Annotated in this window: 16 protein-coding genes; 8 read left to right on the top strand and 8 right to left on the bottom strand. The window is 40.4% G+C overall.

All coding sequences use genetic code 11. From position 1 onward, the window contains the following. Positions 1–28: 28 nt before the first annotated feature. From lpxK to ESV85_RS17890, 5 genes are all read left to right on the top strand, one after another. Positions 29–1,084, top strand: a complete 1,056-nt coding sequence (gene lpxK / locus ESV85_RS17910; RefSeq protein WP_146920039.1) for a tetraacyldisaccharide 4'-kinase — start codon at positions 29–31, stop codon at positions 1,082–1,084. Then, entirely contained in the window at positions 1,085–3,031 is a 1,947-nt protein-coding gene (locus ESV85_RS17905) for a putative porin (protein WP_223276038.1), read from the top strand. Positions 3,032–3,033: 2 nt separating this feature from the next. Continuing rightward, on the top strand, positions 3,034–3,645 hold the full coding sequence (locus tag ESV85_RS17900) for a tRNA-(ms[2]io[6]A)-hydroxylase (protein ID WP_191322049.1): 612 nt from the start codon (positions 3,034–3,036) through the stop codon (positions 3,643–3,645). 106 nt (positions 3,646–3,751) lie between these two features. Further along, entirely contained in the window at positions 3,752–4,996 is a 1,245-nt protein-coding gene (locus ESV85_RS17895; RefSeq protein WP_146920037.1) for an ABC transporter permease, read from the top strand. 155 nt (positions 4,997–5,151) lie between these two features. After that, entirely contained in the window at positions 5,152–6,840 is a 1,689-nt protein-coding gene (locus tag ESV85_RS17890) for a GMC oxidoreductase (protein ID WP_146920036.1), read from the top strand. Positions 6,841–6,945: 105 nt separating this feature from the next. Here ESV85_RS17890 and ESV85_RS17885 read toward each other — a convergent pair whose 3' ends face one another. Both ESV85_RS17885 and mtaB read right to left on the bottom strand, forming a co-directional pair. After that, positions 6,946–8,955: an alpha-amylase family glycosyl hydrolase gene (locus ESV85_RS17885; protein WP_146920034.1), complete on the bottom strand. Its 2,010-nt coding sequence runs from the start codon at positions 8,953–8,955 to the stop codon at positions 6,946–6,948. Between the two features lie 153 nt (positions 8,956–9,108). Further along, positions 9,109–10,428 (bottom strand): tRNA (N(6)-L-threonylcarbamoyladenosine(37)-C(2))-methylthiotransferase MtaB, encoded by a 1,320-nt coding sequence (mtaB, locus tag ESV85_RS17880; protein WP_146920032.1) that lies wholly within the window; start codon positions 10,426–10,428, stop codon positions 9,109–9,111. Positions 10,429–10,660: 232 nt separating this feature from the next. Here mtaB and ESV85_RS17875 point away from each other — a divergent pair, with 232 nt between their 5' ends. Together ESV85_RS17875 and ESV85_RS17870 are read left to right on the top strand one after the other, a co-directional pair. Next, positions 10,661–12,823, top strand: coding sequence for a glutamine synthetase III (locus ESV85_RS17875; protein ID WP_146920030.1), 2,163 nt, complete (start codon positions 10,661–10,663; stop codon positions 12,821–12,823). 355 nt (positions 12,824–13,178) lie between these two features. After that, a complete protein-coding gene (locus ESV85_RS17870) occupies positions 13,179–13,700 on the top strand; it encodes a phosphoheptose isomerase (protein WP_146920028.1) in 522 nt (173 codons plus the stop codon). A gap of 193 nt (positions 13,701–13,893) precedes the next feature. On the opposite strand, the gene ESV85_RS17865 is transcribed toward ESV85_RS17870, so the two are convergent. From ESV85_RS17865 to ESV85_RS17840, 6 genes are all read right to left on the bottom strand, one after another. Beyond that, positions 13,894–14,055 carry a Lacal_2735 family protein gene (locus ESV85_RS17865; RefSeq protein WP_146920026.1) on the bottom strand — a complete coding sequence of 54 codons (162 nt, stop codon included), beginning with the start codon at positions 14,053–14,055 and terminating at the stop codon, positions 13,894–13,896. Between the two features lie 46 nt (positions 14,056–14,101). Next, positions 14,102–15,670: a toxin-antitoxin system YwqK family antitoxin gene (locus ESV85_RS17860; protein ID WP_146920024.1), complete on the bottom strand. Its 1,569-nt coding sequence runs from the start codon at positions 15,668–15,670 to the stop codon at positions 14,102–14,104. Between the two features lie 123 nt (positions 15,671–15,793). Continuing rightward, a complete protein-coding gene (locus tag ESV85_RS17855) occupies positions 15,794–16,348 on the bottom strand; it encodes a hypothetical protein (protein WP_146920022.1) in 555 nt (184 codons plus the stop codon). Next, a complete protein-coding gene (locus ESV85_RS17850) occupies positions 16,349–17,347 on the bottom strand; it encodes a 3-oxoacyl-ACP synthase III family protein (RefSeq protein ID WP_146920020.1) in 999 nt (332 codons plus the stop codon). A gap of 84 nt (positions 17,348–17,431) precedes the next feature. Continuing rightward, on the bottom strand, positions 17,432–18,130 hold the full coding sequence (locus ESV85_RS17845) for an SOS response-associated peptidase (protein ID WP_146920019.1): 699 nt from the start codon (positions 18,128–18,130) through the stop codon (positions 17,432–17,434). Between the two features lie 29 nt (positions 18,131–18,159). Further along, positions 18,160–19,119 (bottom strand): YheT family hydrolase, encoded by a 960-nt coding sequence (locus tag ESV85_RS17840; protein WP_146920017.1) that lies wholly within the window; start codon positions 19,117–19,119, stop codon positions 18,160–18,162. Between the two features lie 121 nt (positions 19,120–19,240). Between ESV85_RS17840 and ESV85_RS17835 the strand changes: the two genes are divergently transcribed. Next, on the top strand, positions 19,241–20,878 hold the full coding sequence (locus tag ESV85_RS17835) for a pyruvate dehydrogenase complex dihydrolipoamide acetyltransferase (protein ID WP_146920015.1): 1,638 nt from the start codon (positions 19,241–19,243) through the stop codon (positions 20,876–20,878). The last annotated feature ends 13 nt before the right edge of the window (positions 20,879–20,891 follow it).

The following is a 20,891-nucleotide window of genomic DNA, read 5'->3' as shown; positions in this document are numbered from 1 at the left end:
TTATTTGATCAAAAATACTAATTCTGGAATGCTCTGGTACGCTTTTTTGCTTTATCCTTTTGCTTTATTGTATGATTTGGTCACGAGACTTCGAAATTGGTTTTTCGATTTGGGCTGGCTGAAAAGTACGTCATCTAAGATACCAAGTATCGTAGTAGGGAATCTGAGTGTAGGAGGGACAGGGAAAACTCCCATGGTGGAATTTTTGATTCGTATGCAGCACAAAGAGTATCGTGTGGCCACGCTGAGTAGAGGATATGGTCGAAAAACCAAAGGATTTCTAGAAGCTGGTCCACAGGTTTCCCCCGACCAGATAGGTGATGAGCCATTTCAGATTTATCAAAAGTTTGGTCAAGAGATTTCCGTGTTCGTAGGGGAAGATCGGGTAAATGCACTAGAGAAGATATCCCTAATTTCAGATGCTCCGGAGCTGATTATTTTAGATGATGCCTTTCAGCATCGCTACGTGAAGGGTGATTTGAATATTCTTTTGACTACTTATCAGAAACCTTTTTATTCTGATTTTTTGCTGCCCATGGGTAGACTCAGAGAAAATAGAGCTGGAGCAAAAAGAGCTGATCTGATCATCGTTACCAAATGCCCCGAAGATCTAGGCACACCACAGAAAGCTAAAATAAAAGGACTAGTAGCTACTTATAGTAAAGCCAATACACCTGTGTTGTTTTCATCTATTTCTTATGGGGAACCAACGCCATTGGACGATTCGTTTTCTTTTTCGTCTAAAATTATACTGCTTACAGGCCTCGCAAACGATCAACCGCTGATAGAATATGTAAGTGGGAATTTCGAGCTAGTAGAGGTGATGAGCTATCCGGATCATCATGAGTATTCTGAGGCTGATTTCGATAGAGTACGGAGTACAATGAAGCAACATGCATCGCAGAATCCCGTTGTTGTTACGACCGAAAAAGATGCAGTGAAAGTTAAATCCAACGCGCCCAAAGGATTTCTGGAAGAAATTCCGATTTTTGTGCTTGCTATAGAAGTGAAATTTTCACCAGCTGATGAGTTAGCTTTGGCACAATTAATCAATCAAAAGGTCTATAAAAAGGACAATATCTAAGTGAATAAACGGTTTCTCGGTTTCTTATTTTTCCTCACGATTGCGAGTGTCCAATTCGCTTTTGCACAGCGTACTATTCCCAGAACTGGCCAAAATACAAATCAGCAAGGAAATAGGGAAGTGACTGACCCAGATGAAGAAGAGGAAGGCATAGTGGGGAGAAGATCCCTATTGGATGACAGTACGAAGATGGTTTATGGGCCTAAAACCAGTTTGTACTTCTATGAGAAAGACATCAAGCGAAATAACCTGATTCTCTATCCTCAGGACACGGCTCTGACTAATTTTCACAACTATGATCCAGTAGGTAAAAGCAATTGGAAATATCAGGATTTAGGGAATATAGGAAGCGCTACTAAGTCAATCTACTATGAAATCCCTGATGTCATAGGTGCTAGATCTGGATTCTCCGCCTATGATTTGTATTATCACGCACCGGAGAACAACAAGTATTTCGATACCAAATCTCCCTTCACTGAGATGTCAGCTTTCTTCGGAGGAGGACAACGAAACATGCTGGATTTGGCATTTGCCCGAAACATTAATTCTAGATGGAATGTAGGGTTTAATTTGCATACGATAAAAGCACGAAAGACACTGAATCCAGTGGCTAGGGATGATAATATGGTGTCACAAACTTCCTATTCCCTTCATACTAATTACCGTTCGGAAAACGGGAAATATTGGTTTTTGGGTAATTTTTCCCGGATGCTACATAAGGTCAATGAAATAGGGGGTATCATTCCTCCGGGGGTTGATAGCACTTCGGTGTATTTTACCTACGAAGATGCTAAAGTGTGGCTGAGTAATACGCAAGCGAGTGATTTGAGACAAGAATACAGGTTCTATCACGAGTATAGCGTTAGGGATGAGTTGCAGATCTATCATATTTTTGATCAAAAGAATAAGGACTTCACTTTAACTGCGCCTTTGACAAGAAGTGATTCCCTTTTCTATCCAAGCACTAGACTTAATGATCAGCTGGATACCACAAGGAATTACAGTGATTTCAAAGAGTGGGGAAACGAAGTTGGCTTTAAGGGCAGTTTCAAGGGATTCTATTATAATGCTCACGCAAAATTTAGGGCAGGTAGGATGAAAAGCACTTTTTATCCAGATAAAAATAACTTCAACGAGGTTTATTTGGGTGGAGAGTTGATAGGTAAAATTTCTGACAAGTGGTCAATCAGTGCCGATGGGGAATATTTGATTCCTGGAGCATTCAAGCTACATGGGTTGTTTATTTCTCCTTGGCTTGAGGTGGATTATACGAAGGCTGTTTACAAACCTACTGCTATGCAGCAAATGTATTATGGCAATCACTACCAGTGGGATAATGATTTTGGTAACATAGGAGTGGATCAGATTCGCGGAGTATTTAAACTCGATTTTAATAAAATCCAGCTTCGCCCTTCTGTGACAATCAATAGAGTGAATAATTACGTTTATTTCAACGAAGAGCGTAAAGTAGAGCAAGCTAGTGGAGAGGCATTTATGTTGATTCCTGGGCTGAAAGCCAAAGTGCGTATCGGGCGGAAATTCCAGTGGGATACTGAGGTGATATACACTCAGATTTCAGGTGAGGCAAGTGATAAATTTAGAATTCCTAAATTCTATGGAAACACCAAGTTTTACTTTGATAGTCCAATGTTCAATGAGAATGTCTATGTTCAACTTGGATTGGATATCCGCTATCATTCCGATTATTTTGCGGAAGCTTATTTCCCATCTACTCAGCAGTTTTACCTTCAGAATAGCTTTAATGTCTATGCATATCCTGTAGCTGATATTTTCCTTGATTTCCGTATCAATCGAACTCGTGTATTGCTCAAATACAATCACCTCAATAGTGGTTTGATGAATAAGGAAGGATATTTTATAACTCCAGATTACACAGGCTACAAGTCATTCATCGATCTGGGAATCACCTGGTATTTATTTGATTAATGATGAGTTGGGAGGAAAGTACAAGACAGAAGATGTTGCATTTGAAACTGCCGACCGATCCACGGTGGGCCAGTATAGCAGAGATGCAATTGGGGGATGTGTTGACCGATCATGCTTACTGTGAGCAAAAAGCAGCTTCTTCATGCATCAGCATCATTGTGAGATTCAATGATAAAGAGGAAGTGGTGAATACGCTTACGCCAATTGTTGCAGAAGAGTGGGGACATTTTGAGCGAGTGCTTGAGCAGCTTCGTAAGCGAGGCCTGAAGCTAGGATTTGTTAGAAAGGATGAATATGCTCTTCAACTTAAGAATTTTTCAAAAAAAGGTGGAAGTAGAATTCAACAGCTGACGGAACAATTGCTGATGAATGCCTTGATTGAAGCAAGAAGTTGTGAGCGATTTAAGTTGCTCTCAACTCAATTGGAAGATCCAGAGCTACAAAAGTTTTACTATGAGTTGATGGTTTCGGAGGCTGGACATTTCGTGACTTTTATAGAGCTAGCCAAAAAATATGAAGATCCTCAGGTAGTGACTAAGAGGTGGCAGGAATGGTTAGACTTTGAGGCAGAAGTGATGAAGAACCTAGAAGTTCGAGGTGATAGAATTCATTGAGGGGATCTTAAATTTTCTTACTGAATAGTCATTTTCCTCGTAATTATTTATACTTGACTTATCTAGCTGCGATTGCGCAAGAAAGTCGTTCTAATATGAACACACTATGAATTTGATCGAAAATGTACGGGAGGCTGTCCGCTCCGTAAAAGTAAATTTGTTGAGGACAATCCTGACGGGTGCCATCATTGCAATTGGTATCTCATCACTTGTAGGTATGCTGACAGCTATTGATGGGATCAAAGCTCAAATAGCAGATAGTTTCTCAGGTTTGGGAGCTAACTCATTCGACATAAGAAATAAGGGATTTAGTGGAGGTAGAGCAATTCAGGATGGTAAGTCAGAGAAAACTTATCCTAAGCTTACTTTTCGGGAAGTGATGAACTTCAAGGAGAAATATAATAGTGTAGGAATTTCAACTGTATTTGTTTCCGTGACAGGGAATGCAGAGATCAAGAGAGGCTCTAAAACTACCAATCCAAATGTACGAGTAAGAGGTGGTGATGATAATTATTTGAACATTAAAGCTATGACGCTTGAGTCAGGTAGGAATTTCAGTAGCATGGAAATTCAAAATGGTTATAATGTATGCATCATAGGGAAAGAACTTGGAACTACGCTTTTTGAAGCAAGTGAAGATCCTTTGAATCAAAAAATCACTGTTTTAGGTAGACCTTATACTATTGTAGGGATACTTGAAGAGCAAGGAGGAGTAGGTCAGGATTCGGGTGCGGATAGACAGATTTTGGTTCCGATAGAAAACGCCAGTCGTTTGGATAAAAGAGGAAATTTTAGTTATAGCATTACCGGTGTAGCTTCGGGCCCTGAGCGAATAGATTATGAAATGGGACAGGCGATAGGAATGATGAGAGAAATCCGTCAAGATCGAGTGGCACAAGACGATTCATTTGACTTGACCAAAAGTGAGTCTGTAGCAGAAAGTTTGGAAGAAGTAGCAGGATATCTTAGAATGGGAGGTTTTGGTATAGGATTTATTACGCTGCTAGGAGCTTCCATTGGTTTGATGAACATTATGCTAGTTTCCGTAACTGAGCGTACTAGAGAGATCGGTATCCGTAAGGCACTAGGAGCTACACCGCTTAGAATCAGACAGCAGTTTCTTATGGAAGCCATTATGATCTGTATTATAGGAGGGGCTATGGGAGTGCTCTTGGGTATTTCCATAGGCAACATTATAGCACTAGTCATTGGAGTAGGCGGTTTCCTAATTCCTTGGCTTTGGATGCTAATAGCCTTTGTGATTTGTATTGTGGTAGGTTTGATGTCTGGATATTTTCCAGCATACAAAGCATCCAAGTTGGATCCAATCGAATCCTTGAGGTACGAGTAAATCAATAAATTTTCAAAAATTCAAAAGCCTTAGATACTTGTATCTGAGGCTTTTTGATGTTTAGTGATCCTGATATAGTCTTAAAAAAATCTTTGGGCTCTAGGTATTACTTCAAAGGTTTTAAAAGTGGACCAGTTAATCTTTATTTTTCGACTATGAAATCGAATCAATTTGACGCTATAGTAGTAGGATCAGGTATTAGTGGAGGTTGGGCAGCAAAGGAGCTTTGTGAAAAAGGATTGAAAACCTTGGTGTTAGAAAGAGGGAGAGATGTCGTGCATTTGAAAGATTATCCCACGATGACTTCAGCTCCCTGGGAAATGCCACATCGCAATCAAATCCCAAGAGCAGACAAACTTGAGAATCCAGTGGTCAATAGATGCTATGCCTACAAGGAGGATACAGCGCATTTTTTTGTCAAAGATTCCGAGCATCCTTATGTGCAGGAAAAGCCATTTGATTGGGTCCGGGGATATCAAGTGGGTGGCAAATCTCTGATCTGGGCACGACAAACTCAGCGCTGGAGCAAATATGATTTTGAAGGGCCAGGCCGAGATGGCTTTGCCGTGGATTGGCCAATTCGTTATGCTGATGTTGCTCCCTGGTATAGTTATGTAGAGCGTTTTGTGGGAATAAGCGGGAGTTATGAAGGGTTGGAGACACTTCCTGATGGGGAGTTTTTGAAAGCTTGGGAAATGAACTGTGTGGAGAAGGAGATCCAACAGAGAATCAAGGCAGCCTATGATGATCGCGATGTGATTATTGGTCGTTGTGCTCATCTCACCGAACCTAAGGAAGTTCATCTAGAGCAAGGCCGTGGTCAATGTATGGCAAGAAACCAATGCTATAGAGGATGTCCTTTTGGAGGCTATTTCAGTTCCAATTCTTCTACTTTGCCTACAGCTGCCAAGACGGGAAATTTGACAATTCGACCTGATTCTGTGGTTCATTCGCTTATTTATGATGATCAAAAAGGCAAGGTCACAGGAGTGAGAGTTGTAGATAGAGTCAGTAAGGAATCATCAGAATATTTTTCGGAAGTGATTTTTTTAAATGCTTCTGCACTCAATACTAATTTGATTTTACTGAACAGTACTTCCAAGCGCTTTCCCAATGGTCTGGGAAATGACTCAGGTGTTTTGGGGAAATATATTGCATTTCATAACTATAGAGGATCAATCAACGCCAGTTATGAAGGTTTTGACGATAAGTTTTATTTCGGAAGAAGACCTACCGCAGTGATGATGCCGAACTTCCGAAATGTTAAAAAGCAGGAGATGGACTTCATGCGTGGATATATGACTTTTTATTCGGCTGGACGTGCTGGAGTGGGGCATGCAGATACGCCATTTGGCGCAGAATTTAAGGAAGCAAATTCAAAACCAGGACCTTGGTCAGTTTACATGATGATGCAGGGAGAAACAATTCCTAAGGAAACTAACCATGTCACATTAAGTCCAGATCAGCAAGATGAATGGGGAGTACCTTTACTTCAGATTAATGTAGGCTACGATGAAAACGATGAGAAAATCCTGAATGACTTTCATGAGCAAGGAGTAGAAATGCTGACAAAAGCAGGGTGTGTGAATATCCGAAAAGGTGATAGTAAACAATCACCTGGTTTAGATATACATGAGATGGGCGGAGTGAGAATGGGGAGAGATCCTAAGACTTCCTTGCTCAATGGATTTAACCAAATGCATTTGGCTCCAAATGTATTTGTCACTGACGGTGCATGCATGACGTCCACTGGAACTCAAAATCCATCCATTACCTACATGGCTTTGACTGCAAGAGCGGTAGATTATGTTGTGAAGGAAATGAAGAAAGGAAATTTGAAATAGTAGGTTTTTACTTTCGATTTATGTGTTCTTATATTTTGGCACGAAGCTGTCTGTTCAAAGAAGAGAGTGTTTCCAGAAGCTTTTTCCATTAATTACTGCAGGTCATTATACTCTTTTCAGCACCAAAACTGTTCGGTTTGGGACATACAGCTTTAGACACTGATGCTCATCAGTAAAGAAGTTTACTGTTAGATCCAGACGGTCAAATCCACTGAATTTCTTTTCATCGGAATTAAGCAAAATCATATATTCCCCGGCATTTTTGACATGAACAGGTAAACCGAAAAATGACTCAGTAGGATGGAAGGAGAACACGAAAATCAATCCGCTTCTTTCGTATGCCAAAATCTTTTTATCAGGATCCAGATGGAGTTGCTCAGCAGGAGCAGAGGCCAGAAGCTGGTAGTCCGTTGCTAGCTTAATAATTACCTTGTCCCAAGCGTCCAGCTGTCCGTAGCGAAGTAATGGGTCGTCGACTAGGGACCATTGTCGACGGGCATATTGATGACTCCAGTCATTTCCTTCTCTAGGGAAATCCACCCAGTCAGGATGACCAAATTCGTTTCCAATGAAATTCAAATACCCTTCTCCGCCCAGCGTGAGTGTGATCAATCGGATTAGTTTATGCAGCGCAATCCCACGGTCTACCACCAGATTTTGCTGAAGGAGAGACATGGAGAAATACATATCTTCTTTCATCAGACGAAAAGCAAGTGTTTGATCACCTACTAATGCTTGATCATGGCTTTCGGCATAGCCTATAGATCTTTCTGCTTGAGGTCGATTAGTTAATTGATGCCAAAGCTCAAACATGTCCCACTCCTCGTCTTGCTTATGTTTAAGGGTCTTAATCCAAAAATCAGGGACTCCCATAGCCATTCGGAAGTCAAATCCAATTCCTCCATCTTCGATAGGTCTGGCAAGCCCAGGCATCCCGCTCATATCCTCTGCAATAGAAATATTCAGAGGTTTAAGACTATGAATTAATGTGTTTGCAAGCTGCAAGTATAGCACAGCATCTTCATCTACATTTTCATCAAAATACAGGTCAACGGAATCAAAATCCATGAATAACCCATGATGATGATACATAATGGAAGTCACGCCGTCGAAGCGAAATCCATCAAAATGGAATTCTTCCAGCCAATAGCGAATATTTGAAAGCAAAAATTGCTGTACTTCCCGCTTGGCATAATCAAAGACTTTTGAATCCCAGGCTTCATGGTAGCCTTTGTCTCCGGGATGGAAATATTGGTTTTCGCTACCGTCAAACTCATTTAATCCTTCGTTTACATTTTTGATGGCATGTGAATGTACAATGTCCATTACCACTGCAATACCCATCTCATGCGCTTTGTTGATCATGGATTTGAGTTCCTCAGGAGTGCCAAATCTCGAGGTGGGAGCAAAGAAGTTAGAAACATGATAGCCGAATGAGCCATAATATGGATGTTCCATTACAGCCATGAGTTGTATGGTATTGTATCCAGCAGCTTTGATTCTAGGAAGAGTTAGTTCTTCGAATTCTTGATAAGTGCCAACTCCCAATTTCTCTTGTGACATTCCCACATGGCACTCATAAATTAATGGCTGTTTCAGGCTATTTTTTGTAGTGAAAGATTCATCCGTCCATTGGAAATCCTTAGCAAACCAAAGTTGTCCAGCGACATCATGTGTTTTTTCATCCTGAATCACTCTTCTTATATAAGCAGGGATTCTATCCAAAGCGCCATTATCGGCGATGACATGGACTTTCACCTTACTGCCATGGAGGAAACTGTCTTTGTATTGCTCAAAAGGCAAGAAAATCTCCCAGTCGCCACGACCACTTTTTTTCATGGGATGTGAGCTTCGGTCCCAGTCGTTGAAATCACCTAAAAAGTAGAGTCGCTTGGCTGCAGGAGCCCATTCCCGATATACCCAGCCTTTTCTCCAAGCTTCATAATGTATCCCGTAGAAATTGTGGACTGAGGCATATTCGAGGATGTTTCCACTGAAATCATCGATTTCTAGCATTGCTTCCTTATACCGATCAAACCTCCGTTGAATTTGTGGTTCGTATTGGGCAAGCCAAGGTTCCTGTCGAACTAAAGCGATTTTTTGTGAATCTTCCACTTATTTTTTTTTTAGCTGATTTGAATTTAGAAAAATGTGGGAGGAAAATACCAAAGCAAGACTTTTGAATTGCCTTTCTTTCGTTTCTCCAAAAAGAAACAGCCCGAAGAAGTTTGTCTCCGGGCTGTTAGGTGTTTACTATATAGTAGTGTTTTAGTGCTTTTCGAATGCAAATTCCGGCTCTAATACTTCCACATTGCCTTTATCATTGATCTGATCTAGGGTGACTTGCTTCAATTCATTGATCAGCATAGGGTCGTACTTGGCAGCTACACGGATGTAGTTTTCGGTAAAGCCATGGATTTTCCCATCCTCAACATCTTCTTCGAAAAGAACGGTAAAGGTTTGACCGAGATTCTCAGTGTAGAATTTTCTTCTCTTTTTCTCAGAAAGAATTCGAAGCATTTTAGAGCGCTCGTTTCTCTTTTTCATTGGAACTACCTCGTCCATCTCAGCTGCTCTGGTATTTGCTCGCTCAGAATAGGTAAATACATGTAAGTAAGAAATGTCTAGCTCATTCAAGAAATTATATGTTTCGAGGAAAAGCTCATCCGTCTCACCTGGAAATCCGACGATCACATCTACTCCTATACATGCATGAGGCATGAGTGTTTTGATTTTCGTCACGCGGTCTACATACAGCTCACGAAGATATCTTCTGCCCATTTTTCTCAAAATAGTGTTGGAACCAGATTGAAGAGGTACGTGGAAATGTGGAACGAACCGTTTGGATTGCGCAGCAAAGCTGATGATCTCGTTAGTGAGCAAGTTTGGCTCAATAGAAGATATTCTCAGTCTATTGATACCTTCTACTTCGTCAAGTGCATACACCAAGTCTGCGAATCTTTCAATTCTCTTCCCGTCGACAATTCCGAAGTCACCGATATTTACGCCCGTCAGTACGATCTCTTTTACGCCAGTGGCGGCTATCTCGTGGGCTGATTGTACTACACTTTCTATAGTGTTACTTCGGCTTTTGCCTCTAGCAAGGGGAATAGTACAGAAGGCACATCCATAATTACAGCCATCCTGAACTTTCAGAAAAGTACGTGTTCTGTCATTAATAGAGTAGGCGTTATTAAATACCGTAGCTTCCTGAATCTCCGATGCCAAGACTTTTGTTTCCTGAGCTTTTGCGAAATCATCCAAAAGTTCAATCAAACGGAATTTTTCTGCTGCTCCCAGTACGGCATCTACCCCTTCGATTTCGGAAATTTCTTTAGGCTTTAACTGAGCATAACATCCTATAATGGTGACGTATGAGTTAGGGGAAATTTTTTTAGCTTCCTTTACAATCTTCTTACACTTCTTATCTGCATTCTCTGTTACTGAGCAGGTGTTGATAATGAAAATGTCGGGGTTTTCCTGAAAATCGACTTTCAGATACCCTTTTTCTTCAAACTGGCGACTGATAGTGGAGGTTTCGGAGAAATTTAGCTTACATCCTAGTGTATAAAAGGCTACTTTTTTCACAATTACGCTTCTGACAATGAGATTGCAAAGGTAATTAATCTTCGCATGTTTTCAATTCTCCAATTTTCCTTCGGTATTCACCTAGTTTGCCCGATATTGGCGCGTTTTTACTATGAATTATTGAAAAAAGTGTAATTTTTTAGAAAATCGAGGTCAAAAATGACTCAAAAGCATTTTCGAATACATATTTTTCTATTTTTGTGTGTATAAATTTAAACCACATATTGTAGAAATGGCAACACTCAGACAACAAGCCCTAGCAATGGTGCAGTCAAGACAGCGAGTAACTGTTACGGCACCATCCAACAAAATCTCAGACTTTTTTGGTGTAAACACTTTTGGAACAGCTCAAATGAGAGTGTCTTTGGCACCTTCAGCTTACAAAAGAGTGATGGAAGCTATCGATAAAGGAAGCAAGATTGATAGTTCAACTGCAGAAGAAGTAGCTTCCGCTGTAAAAACTTGGGCATTATCCAAAGGGGTTACACATTATACTCACTGGTTTCAGCCGCTAACTGGATCAACAGCTGAGAAACATGATTCATTTTTCGATGCCTTTAGTGGTTTAGAGAAATTCAAAGGAAGTGCACTTGTACAGCAAGAACCAGATGCATCTTCTTTCCCTAATGGTGGTATCCGCTCAACTTTTGAGGCTAGAGGTTATACTGCATGGGATCCTACTTCTCCGATTTTTATATTTGAAAACACACTTTGTATCCCTACCATATTTGTGTCTTACACAGGTGAGGCATTGGATTACAAAACGCCATTGTTGAAATCAGTAGAAGCAATCAATGAAGCAGCGGTAGCTATCTGTCAATTATTTGATAGAAATGTTAGAAAAATCACTCCTTCTTTAGGTATAGAGCAAGAATATTTTGTGATCGATAAAGCTCTATTCACGGCAAGACCAGATTTGGTAATGGGTGGAAGAACTGTTTTCGGACACAGCCCTGCAAGAGGTCAGCAATTGGATGATCACTATTTCGGATCAATTCCTACTAGAGTAAAGGATTTCATGGTTGACTTCGAAAACGAAGCGCTCAAATTGGGAATTCCTGTAATGACAAGACATAATGAAGTTGCTCCTGGTCAGTTTGAAGTTGCTCCTTTGTTCGAAGAAATAAACAAAGCAACAGATCACAACCAATTGTTGATGGATGTGATGGATAAAGTAGCTGAAAGACATGACTTGAAAGTCCTTCTTCATGAGAAGCCATTTGCAGGTGTAAATGGTAGTGGTAAGCATAATAACTGGTCTTTGATTACAGACACAGGGGTTAACTTATTCCAGCCAAGTAATTCTGCAAGAGAAAACCTACAATTCCTTACCTTCTTAGTAGCAACTGTAAAAGCTGTCTACGATAACGCTGACCTTCTGAGAGCAAGTATCGCTTCTGCGGGTAATGATCACCGTCTAGGTGCTAACGAAGCGCCTCCAGCAATTATCTCTGTATTCTTAGGAGCTACACTTACTGAAGTTTTGAATGAGCTTGAGAAAAATGGCAACATCAAAATCGAGAAAGGTGACAACATGTATATGAAATTGGGTATCTCAAAGATTCCTGAAATCATCCTTGATAATACTGATAGAAACAGAACTTCTCCTTTTGCTTTCACAGGTAACAAATTCGAATTCCGTGCGGTAGGTTCTCAGGCGAATGTGGCTGGGCCAATGACTGTATTGAATGTAATTGTTGCAGATGTGTTGGTAGAAATGGCTAAAGACATTGAGAAAGAAATGACTGCCGGTAAAGAGAAGAAGATTGCAATCGTAAACGTATTGAGAAAATACATCAAGGATAGCAAGAAAGTAAGGTTCGAAGGCGATGGCTACTCTGATGAGTGGGCAGCAGAAGCACAGAAAAGAGGTTTGTCTAATTTGAAATCAACACCTTCTGCATTGGATGTGTATTCTACTAAAGCTACAAAAGAGCTTTTCGAAAAACACAATGTAATGAATGGAATAGAAGTTCATGCTCGTCACGAAATCATGCTTGAAAGCTTCATGAAGAAGATTCAAATTGAAGGTCGTGTGATGGGAGATTTGGCATTGAATCATATTATTCCAACTGCTATTCTATACCAAAACAAAATCATCCAAAATGCAAATGGATTGAAAGGTCTAGGTTTGGATAATACTGCTGCAGTAGAGACGATCAAAGAAGTATCTAAGCATATTGAATCTTTGAAATCTAATATCACTGCGATGGTAGAAGCTCGTAAGAAACTTAACAAAGAAGAAGACATCGTTAAAATGGCGAAAGGCTACCAGACTGATGTCAAAGAAGCTTACTTCGAGAAAATCAGATATGCAGTAGATAAACTGGAGCTTTTGGTTGACGATGAGTCTTGGCCATTAGTGAAGTATAGAGAAATGCTTTTCCTTAGATAGGATTTTCCATTTTTAACATCGAAAGCCGTCCCATTGGGGACGGCTTTTTTTATTGTAAAGTTGTCTCGTCCTGAAAATGCGTTACACAAACCACTCCGTCCATTTTGTCGATTACCTGTTGAGGGTTTATTAGGTGCATAGGTTCAAGTTAAACTTGAATTACGGTAATTTTTAATCTTCAAAAAATACTTTTCCAAAAAAATAAGATAACCGGAGTGTATTTGTTGGTATATCTAGGAATAATTGAGTGTTTTGGTCTTGTTTTCATAAAATAATTTAAAGTCAAGAAGATTGTGGAAGGATTTATTTTCAGAATGAAATAAGTATTTTTGAGAAACGTATTACTGAAAACAATATGAATTTAATAGACATTGATGCCGATCTGGGCAAAGAAGAGGTATTCAGAAAAGTTGAAGACTTTTTGAATGAAAAAGGATTTAGGATCTCCAAAGTGGACCAGACGAGGCCTTGGGGAGGGTTTTTCGTGTTGGATGAAAGTCAGATCCGGGAGTTTAGAGCTATGTTCTTCGAGGATGTTACCCTTTCCGAAGAGCAGCTAGAGCAGAAGTTGAGTCCCAAATTTTTATTGGTAGCTCCGGGTGCTCGCCTTTCTTGGCAATATCATTTTCGAAGAGCAGAACTTTGGAAATTAATTAACGGCGAATCTGGAATAGTACGAAGCGAAACTGATGCGCTCGGCACATTGGAAAAAATGCTGTTGAATGAGACAGTATCATTGAAGCAAGGTGAACGCCACCGCTTGGTAGGCTTAAATACTTGGGGTATCGTAGCGGAAATATGGATGCATGTGGATCCTGAAAATCCTTCCAATGAAGAGGACATTGTGAGAGTGGAAGATGACTATTCTAGGAAATAAAAAAAAGCTCGGGTTTAAGCCCGAGCTAAAAAAGATTAAAATTTGTCGTCCGTAGCTCAATCACCCTTAAATAAACTATTTAGTTAAAAAAAATCCTACAGGACTAGCTGAAATAGTGATTGAATATAATTGTAATTAAGTGAAAATCAAAATACTGTGTTTAAGTAGTGTGTGCGGTAACACGAAATACTTTTTATGCTAAGTCAATCTTTTTAGCGATCTCTTCTGCTTCTGCAGATAGTCGGTCTGCTTCTTTTCTATTCACTTGTGATGCTTTATGTACTTCAGCCAATTTTTTGGAATAAGCTTCCTGAAGTTTTTCCTTTTCTGATTTCTTTTTAAATAATCCGAACATAAGAGTTTTAAGAAATTAACCTGTGAAGTTGGAAAATTGTTATGCTTTAGTTGAAATTGAGAAGGCTTGAAATGGTTTCTTCTTGTATCTCATCGTCTTTATAATTGATCAAATCCTCTAATCGCCCAGCAGGATTGTAATATCTCCAAGGTCCTTCTTTTCTTCCATCTTTCATCCGGCCTTCGGACGCTTTTCTGCCGTTTTCATGGTAAAAGATCCATGTACCATCAGCTTTTCCGGAGTTGTAATTTCCCTCAGATTCTTTCTTGCCATTTACATAGTAAGTGATTCTAGTTCCGTTACTGTCCTTCAAAGTGCCTTTGTCCAGAATTTCACTTCCGTCATAGGATTTGTATTCGCTTACATTCATTAGTCGTCCATTGTCCCAGAATTCTTCTTGAGTAAGTTGCTTATTATCATAGAATAGCCCCCAAATACCATCTTCAAAACCAATGTTATAACTCCCGACAGATTTAAGTTGTCCTCCATCGTAATAATAAACCCATTGTCCGTTTTCCAGACCGAGCGTATACTCTCCTTCAGCTACTAGGATTCCTATTTTATTGAAATATTTCCAAAGACCAGTTTTGAGGTCATTTCTATATTCACCGATTGAGTAAATTTCTCCATCAGGAAAAAAACTTTTCCAAATGCCCGTCTTCATACCATTTTGATATACACCGGAAACTGAAATTTGTCCAGTGCTGTGATATTCTACATAATCGCCAACGGGCACGCCCAGATCGTAAGTTTTGCGCTTGGCAATTGACTTGTTAGGAAAATATTCTTCCCATGTTCCTACCGCAATTCCGTTCTCATATTTCTCTATTCTTGCAAGTCGTTGATTCTCGTAGAAATACCTCCAGGTACCGATTCTCTTACCATTTTCATCGAAAAACTCTTCAGATTCTTTTGATTTGGTACCGGGGAAATAGCGTATCCATTCCCCTATTTTTTTACCATTTTTATAATTTCCCTCTTCCACCACTAGGTTTGGATAGGTAAGTCTTTTAAATGCGCCTTCCAGTTCTCCATTTTTGTATACGGCCTCGGTGATCAGTACACCCTCTTGATCGTACTCTAGAAAGGGGCCTTCTCTTACTCCGTTAACATAAAATTCTCTTAGTGCCAGTTCGCCGAATTCATAGTACTGCAACCACTGACCAGTTTTCTTGCTGTTTTCGTACTGGCCTTCCACATAAATCTGTGACGGATCAATGTAATCTGGAACACCCGTTTTACCATAATATTCTATATATCTACCTACGAGTGTAGAATCCTGAAAAACCATCTCTTGCTTCAAGGCACCTTCGGCATCGTATAATTTCGATGTGCCGAAAAGTATACCTTCTCTATATTCGGCTACCATTTTTCTTTTTCCATCTGGATAAAAACTGCTCCAGGTGCCATTCCTTAGCCCGTTCTTGAAAGATCCTTCAGTGAGTAAAGTGTTGGTCTTAGGGTTGTAGTATTTCCATAATCCTTCTCTTACTGCATTAGTAATAACTCCAGTAGCCATCAATGTAGAGTCCGAATTGTACTGGCGAACCACCGCGCTTTCTTGCGCAAACAGTGGAGTGCTGAGAAGAATTAATGCGATTAGGATGTATTTCATATAGTTTTAGTTTCGAATTGACTCAGGGGGTTTTCTGAATCCGTCAAAAAGAGAATCTGAATAGTGTACGAATGTTCTCGATTCCTGTTTAAAAATAAGTTAATTCCAGCTTTATCCCATTTTTTAGCATAATAAGAATATCAATTTTTTTAGTTCATCCAAAATCTTATCCTCAATAGCGATTTTTTCTCCTGAAATCTGAATGGGTTTATGCCATTGATAAAAGGTAGATTTTTTAAAATCCCCAGATGTCGGGGAATTAGTGAATGCTCCTTTACGTAGTGTTTCTGGGTATTCCCAAGGAGTAGGGGATAGATCAAACGCCCAATCGTTTTTGCGTAGCTGCTCAAAAGGAGCTTTAGGATGGTTTTTGCCTAATAAGATAAAAAGAAATAGTCCATGACCAAACCAGTTTAATACCCGGATATTCAACCCTTCCTTCCTGTCAAAGTCTCTGATCAAATCCAATACTTGATAAGGATATCCTAAGAGATCATTTCCCTTTGAAAGTTTAGCCCCCAGACTAGCAGGATGGATTTGTTTGAGACTTTCAGGGTCAACTGAATTCCCTACCTCTCCTAAAATCTCCCAAAATATAGCTTTAAGGCTGTTTTGACGTGGAATGATTTCCTTGTTTAGCCAAAGTTCAATATCTACATGAGTTGATTTTTCAGGCATTTACCATTGAAGTAAAGCGGAAGCCCAAGTGAATCCAGAGCCAAATGCAGCAAGGCAAATTAAATCACCTTCCTTTATTTTTCCTTGTTCCCAAGCTTCACTTAGTGCAATGGGGATCGTAGCAGCTGTTGTATTTCCTTTGGTCATGATATTGTTAAATACCTTTTCATCAGGAAGGCCTAACTGCTTTTGAATGTATTGGCTGATTCTGAGATTAGCTTGATGCGGAACGAGTAAATCTATAGCAGATTGGTCGAGCTGATTTGCGTCAAGTGCTTCCTTGATCACTTCCATAAATCTCACTACTGCATGCTTGAAAACGGCATTTCCGTTCATCTTTAAGAAAAAACTACCTGATTCGATGAGCTCTGGAGATAGCCTGACTTCCCGACTACTTCCTGGGTCTTTACAATACAATTCTTCTGCATGCTCGCCTTGAGAGTGAAGATGTGTAGATAGAATTCCCGGTTGATCTGATTCTACAGCCCCGAGTACTGCGGCACCTGCTCCATCTGCGAAAATCACAGAGCTTGAGCGCCCTTCATCACTTTTGTCTAAAGCAGAAGACTGAATCTCAGCGCCGACCACGAGTATTTTTTTGTACATCCCAGTTTTGATAAACTGATCTGCGATGGATAGGGCATAAATAAATCCGGAACAGGCATTACGAATATCTAGCGCACCAATGGTTCCCATGCCCAATTCTCGCTGAAGTAATACTCCATTTCCAGGGATAAAATAGTCAGGAGTAATGGTAGCAAACACGATGAAGTCTATTTCTTCAGGTTTAACTCCAGCACGTTCTAGGGCCATTTCAGAGGCATACTTTGACATACTTGTCACCGTATCCACTCCAGGTGTAAACCAATGTCTAGATTCTATTCCAGTTCTTTCGACGATCCATTCGTTATTCGTGTTCATCATCTCGGAGAGCTCATTGTTTGTCACAATTCGCTCAGGTACATAATGACCAACTCCTAGGATTCTGGATTTTTGCATGTCAATTTGGGTTGTCTTAAAATTGACTCACAATATCGCGAGATCAATTTACTCTAGCAAAAAGGACAAGGATTAGAGTATGAATTATCCAAAGAGCGTGTAATTTCCGTGCTGATCCATAGGTGAGGTCTTGCGGATGATGGCTGGGCTGTCATTCTGTACTGAATTAACTAACGGTGAAACAGTAAAGCCCATCATGGAATCAGCCGAATAGGGTTTGAGCAAGGGTAAAAGATCCTCTTCTTCCGTGTATTTGTCTAACCATTTTTTTTCGGATTCCCGAGTCAGAATCACAGGCATTCTGTCATGAATGTCAGAAACCACAGAATTTGGAGTGGTCGTAAGTATCAAAAAAGTATGTTGAGTTTCTCCATTTACAGACTCATATTCTTCCCATATTCCTGCAAAAGAAAATAGTTCATCTTCGCGTAGAGTGAATCTATAAGGGACGGAGGTTTTTTTGCCAAGGCGCTTCCATTCGTAGAATCCATCCGCAGGAATGATGCAACGCCGTTGTCTGAAAGCTGTTTTGAAGGATATTTTTTCATTGACAGTTTCCGCTTTTGCATTGATGAGCTTTTGAGCTACAGGTCTGTTTTTCCCGAATTCAGGAGTGATGCCCCAGTAGAAATATGAAAAACCCTTGGGGCTCTGCGACGTGATCACAGGCACTAGCTGTGTAGGAGCGATATTGTATCGGGGCTTCAAATCGGTAAACATTTCTGCCTGAAATCGCTCTTCGAGTTCTTCTTTACTTTTGCTTAAGGAATATCGTCCGCACATAATTTTATATCGCTGTAATTGGCAGGAAGTTAGATAACAGCGCTTATAAATTCAACTGATCTTTGTTCTGAATAATAAGGTTTTTCAGAATTTGAAGGACTGAATCCTACATGACCACCATGTTTTGGGAATTCGAAGTATACCTGATCCAACTTTTTAGCTAGCGTCCGGGGAAAGCATTTTTCGCTTAAAAATGGGTCATTCAGGGCATTTAAGACCAGTGAGGGAACTTTGATTTGATCCAGAAAGTATAAGGAAGAATTCACTTCGTAGTATTCCTCTGCATCAGCGAAGCCATGAAGAGGGCCGGTGAAAAAATCATCGAAATCAGCCAAAGTTTTAATGTTTCTCAAGGTCTCTACCGGGATTTGACCTGGATGAGCGTCAGATTTTTCTATTACTTTCTTTTTTAGGCTTCGCAAAAAGCGCTTGGAATACAAGGTGTTTGTGGTTTCAGATATTTTTCTGGATGAACTTCCTAAATGTAAAGGGACAGAAATCGCTACACCTCTATTAATTTTAGAAAGACTATTTCCTTTTTCTCCCAAGTATTTTAAAGTCAGATTTCCACCCAAACTAAAACCAACTAGATTAATTTCTTCATAGGAATCATACCCATGCTTCACGACCAAATCTAAATCGTAGGTAGCCCCAGAATGATAGAAAATAACCTGCTTATTCATCTCATCGCTACAGCTTCTAAAATTCCAGGTAAGTACGTCATAGCCATTTTTCAGAAAAGAATTTACCATCCCAAGCATGTAAGCGCGAGTGCTATTGCCTTCCAGTCCGTGACTGATAATGACTAATTTGGACTTGTTTTGGCGATACCAGTCCAGATCAAGAAAATCTCCATCGGAAGTTAAAATTCTCTCTGTGACGGGAATAGGCGCAACAACTTTTCTAAAAAGTGAGGGGTAAATTGTCTCTAAGTGTCCGCTAAACAACCACTTGGGTCTGGTGTAGATGTTGTTTTCTAGTAAAGGCATATCAGAGGGATATGGTTTGAGGGCTGAAATGCTTGGGGAAATTACTAGTTTTAAATTTGATTAAAGCCATTATAAAAACTATTTTTGGACACTTTAAAAACGAATTAGCGCGGAATAACCTATGGCCGAAATAATAAGAATGCCTAAAATGAGCGATACCATGGAAGAAGGTGTGATTGCTGCATGGTTGAAGAAAGTTGGAGATTCAGTGAAACCGGGTGACATCCTGGCTGAAGTAGAGACCGACAAAGCAACGATGGAGCTTGAATCCTACGACGAGGGTGTGCTTTTATATATTGGAGTGAAAGAAAAAGATTCTGTACCTGTGAATGGTGTAATAGCTGTGATCGGTGAGAAGGGTGAGGATTACCAGCACTTACTTGATGGTGGTGATGCTCCAGCTGAAGAAAAGAAAGAAGAAGCTCCCAAAGCTGAAGAGAAGAGGGCTGAACCTGCAAAATCTGAAGCTCCAGCAGAGAAAATTGACGTCTCAAATATCAATGCTATTGTAATCACAATGCCTAAGATGTCTGATACCATGCAAGAGGGAACGATTGCAACTTGGTTGAAGAAGGTGGGCGATGACGTGAAGTCTGGCGAAATCATAGCAGAAGTAGAAACCGATAAAGCGACTATGGAACTGGAGTCTTATGACGACGGAACCTTGCTATATATAGGAGTTGAAGCAGGAGACGCTGTAGCCGTTGATGGTGTGATCGCTGTGATTGGTGAAAAAGGAGCAGATTATGAGACACTTCTGAAAGCTCAAAAATCTGAATCTTCTGAAGCTCCGGCCGAGGCTAACCCTGAACCAGCTGCTGAAGCCAAAAAAGAAGAAGCTCCTAAAGCTTCGGCTGCACCAGCTGCAAGTAGCGCTCCTGCGACTACCGCTGATGGTGATAGATTGAAAGCATCCCCTTTGGCTAAGAAAATGGCTGAGGATAAAGGTATAGATATCCGTGCCGTGAATGGTTCTGGAGATGGCGGTAGAATCGTGAAGAGAGATGTAGAGAACTTTGTTCCTGCCGCTGCTCCTCAAGCTGCAGCTTCTGCAGTTGTTGCTCCAGGTGTTGGAGTGGAGAGCTTCAAAGAAGAGAAGGTCTCTCAGATGAGAAAAGTGATTGCGAAGAGACTTGCAGAAAGCAAATTTGGCGCACCACACTTCTATGTGACCATGGAAATCAACATGGACAAAGCGATAGAAGCTAGAAAAAGCATGAATGAAATCTCTCCAGTGAAGATTTCCTTTAACGATATGGTGATCAAGGCAACAGCATCAGCTTTGCGTCAGCATCCTAAAGTGAACTCTAGCTGGCTAGGAGATAAGATCAGATATAATGACCATATCCATATCGGAATGGCAGTAGCAGTGGATGAGGGACTTTTGGTTCCAGTGATCAGATTTGCTGATAGCCTTTCACTTTCTCAGATTTCTACTCAGGCGAAAAGCCTAGGTGGAAGAGCAAAAACTAAAGAGCTACAGCCAAAGGATTGGGAAGGAAATACTTTCACAATCTCTAATTTGGGAATGTTCGGAGTGGACGAGTTCACTGCGATCATCAACCCACCAGATGCGTGTATCCTAGCAGTAGGAGGTATCAAGGAAACTGTAATCGTGAAAGATGGCCAGATGAAAATCGGTAATCTGATGAAGGTGACTTTGTCTTGTGATCACAGAGTGGTAGATGGCTCTATAGGAGCTGCATTCTTGATTACCTTGAAAAGCTTACTCGAAGATCCAGTCAGAATACTGGTTTAAGAATATAATGAAC

The organism is Algoriphagus aquimarinus (assembly GCF_007997215.1).
Lineage (GTDB): Bacteria > Bacteroidota > Bacteroidia > Cytophagales > Cyclobacteriaceae > Algoriphagus > Algoriphagus aquimarinus_A.
The sequence above is the reverse complement of the archived record's forward strand: the minus strand, read 5'-3'. Positions and strand labels throughout refer to the sequence as shown.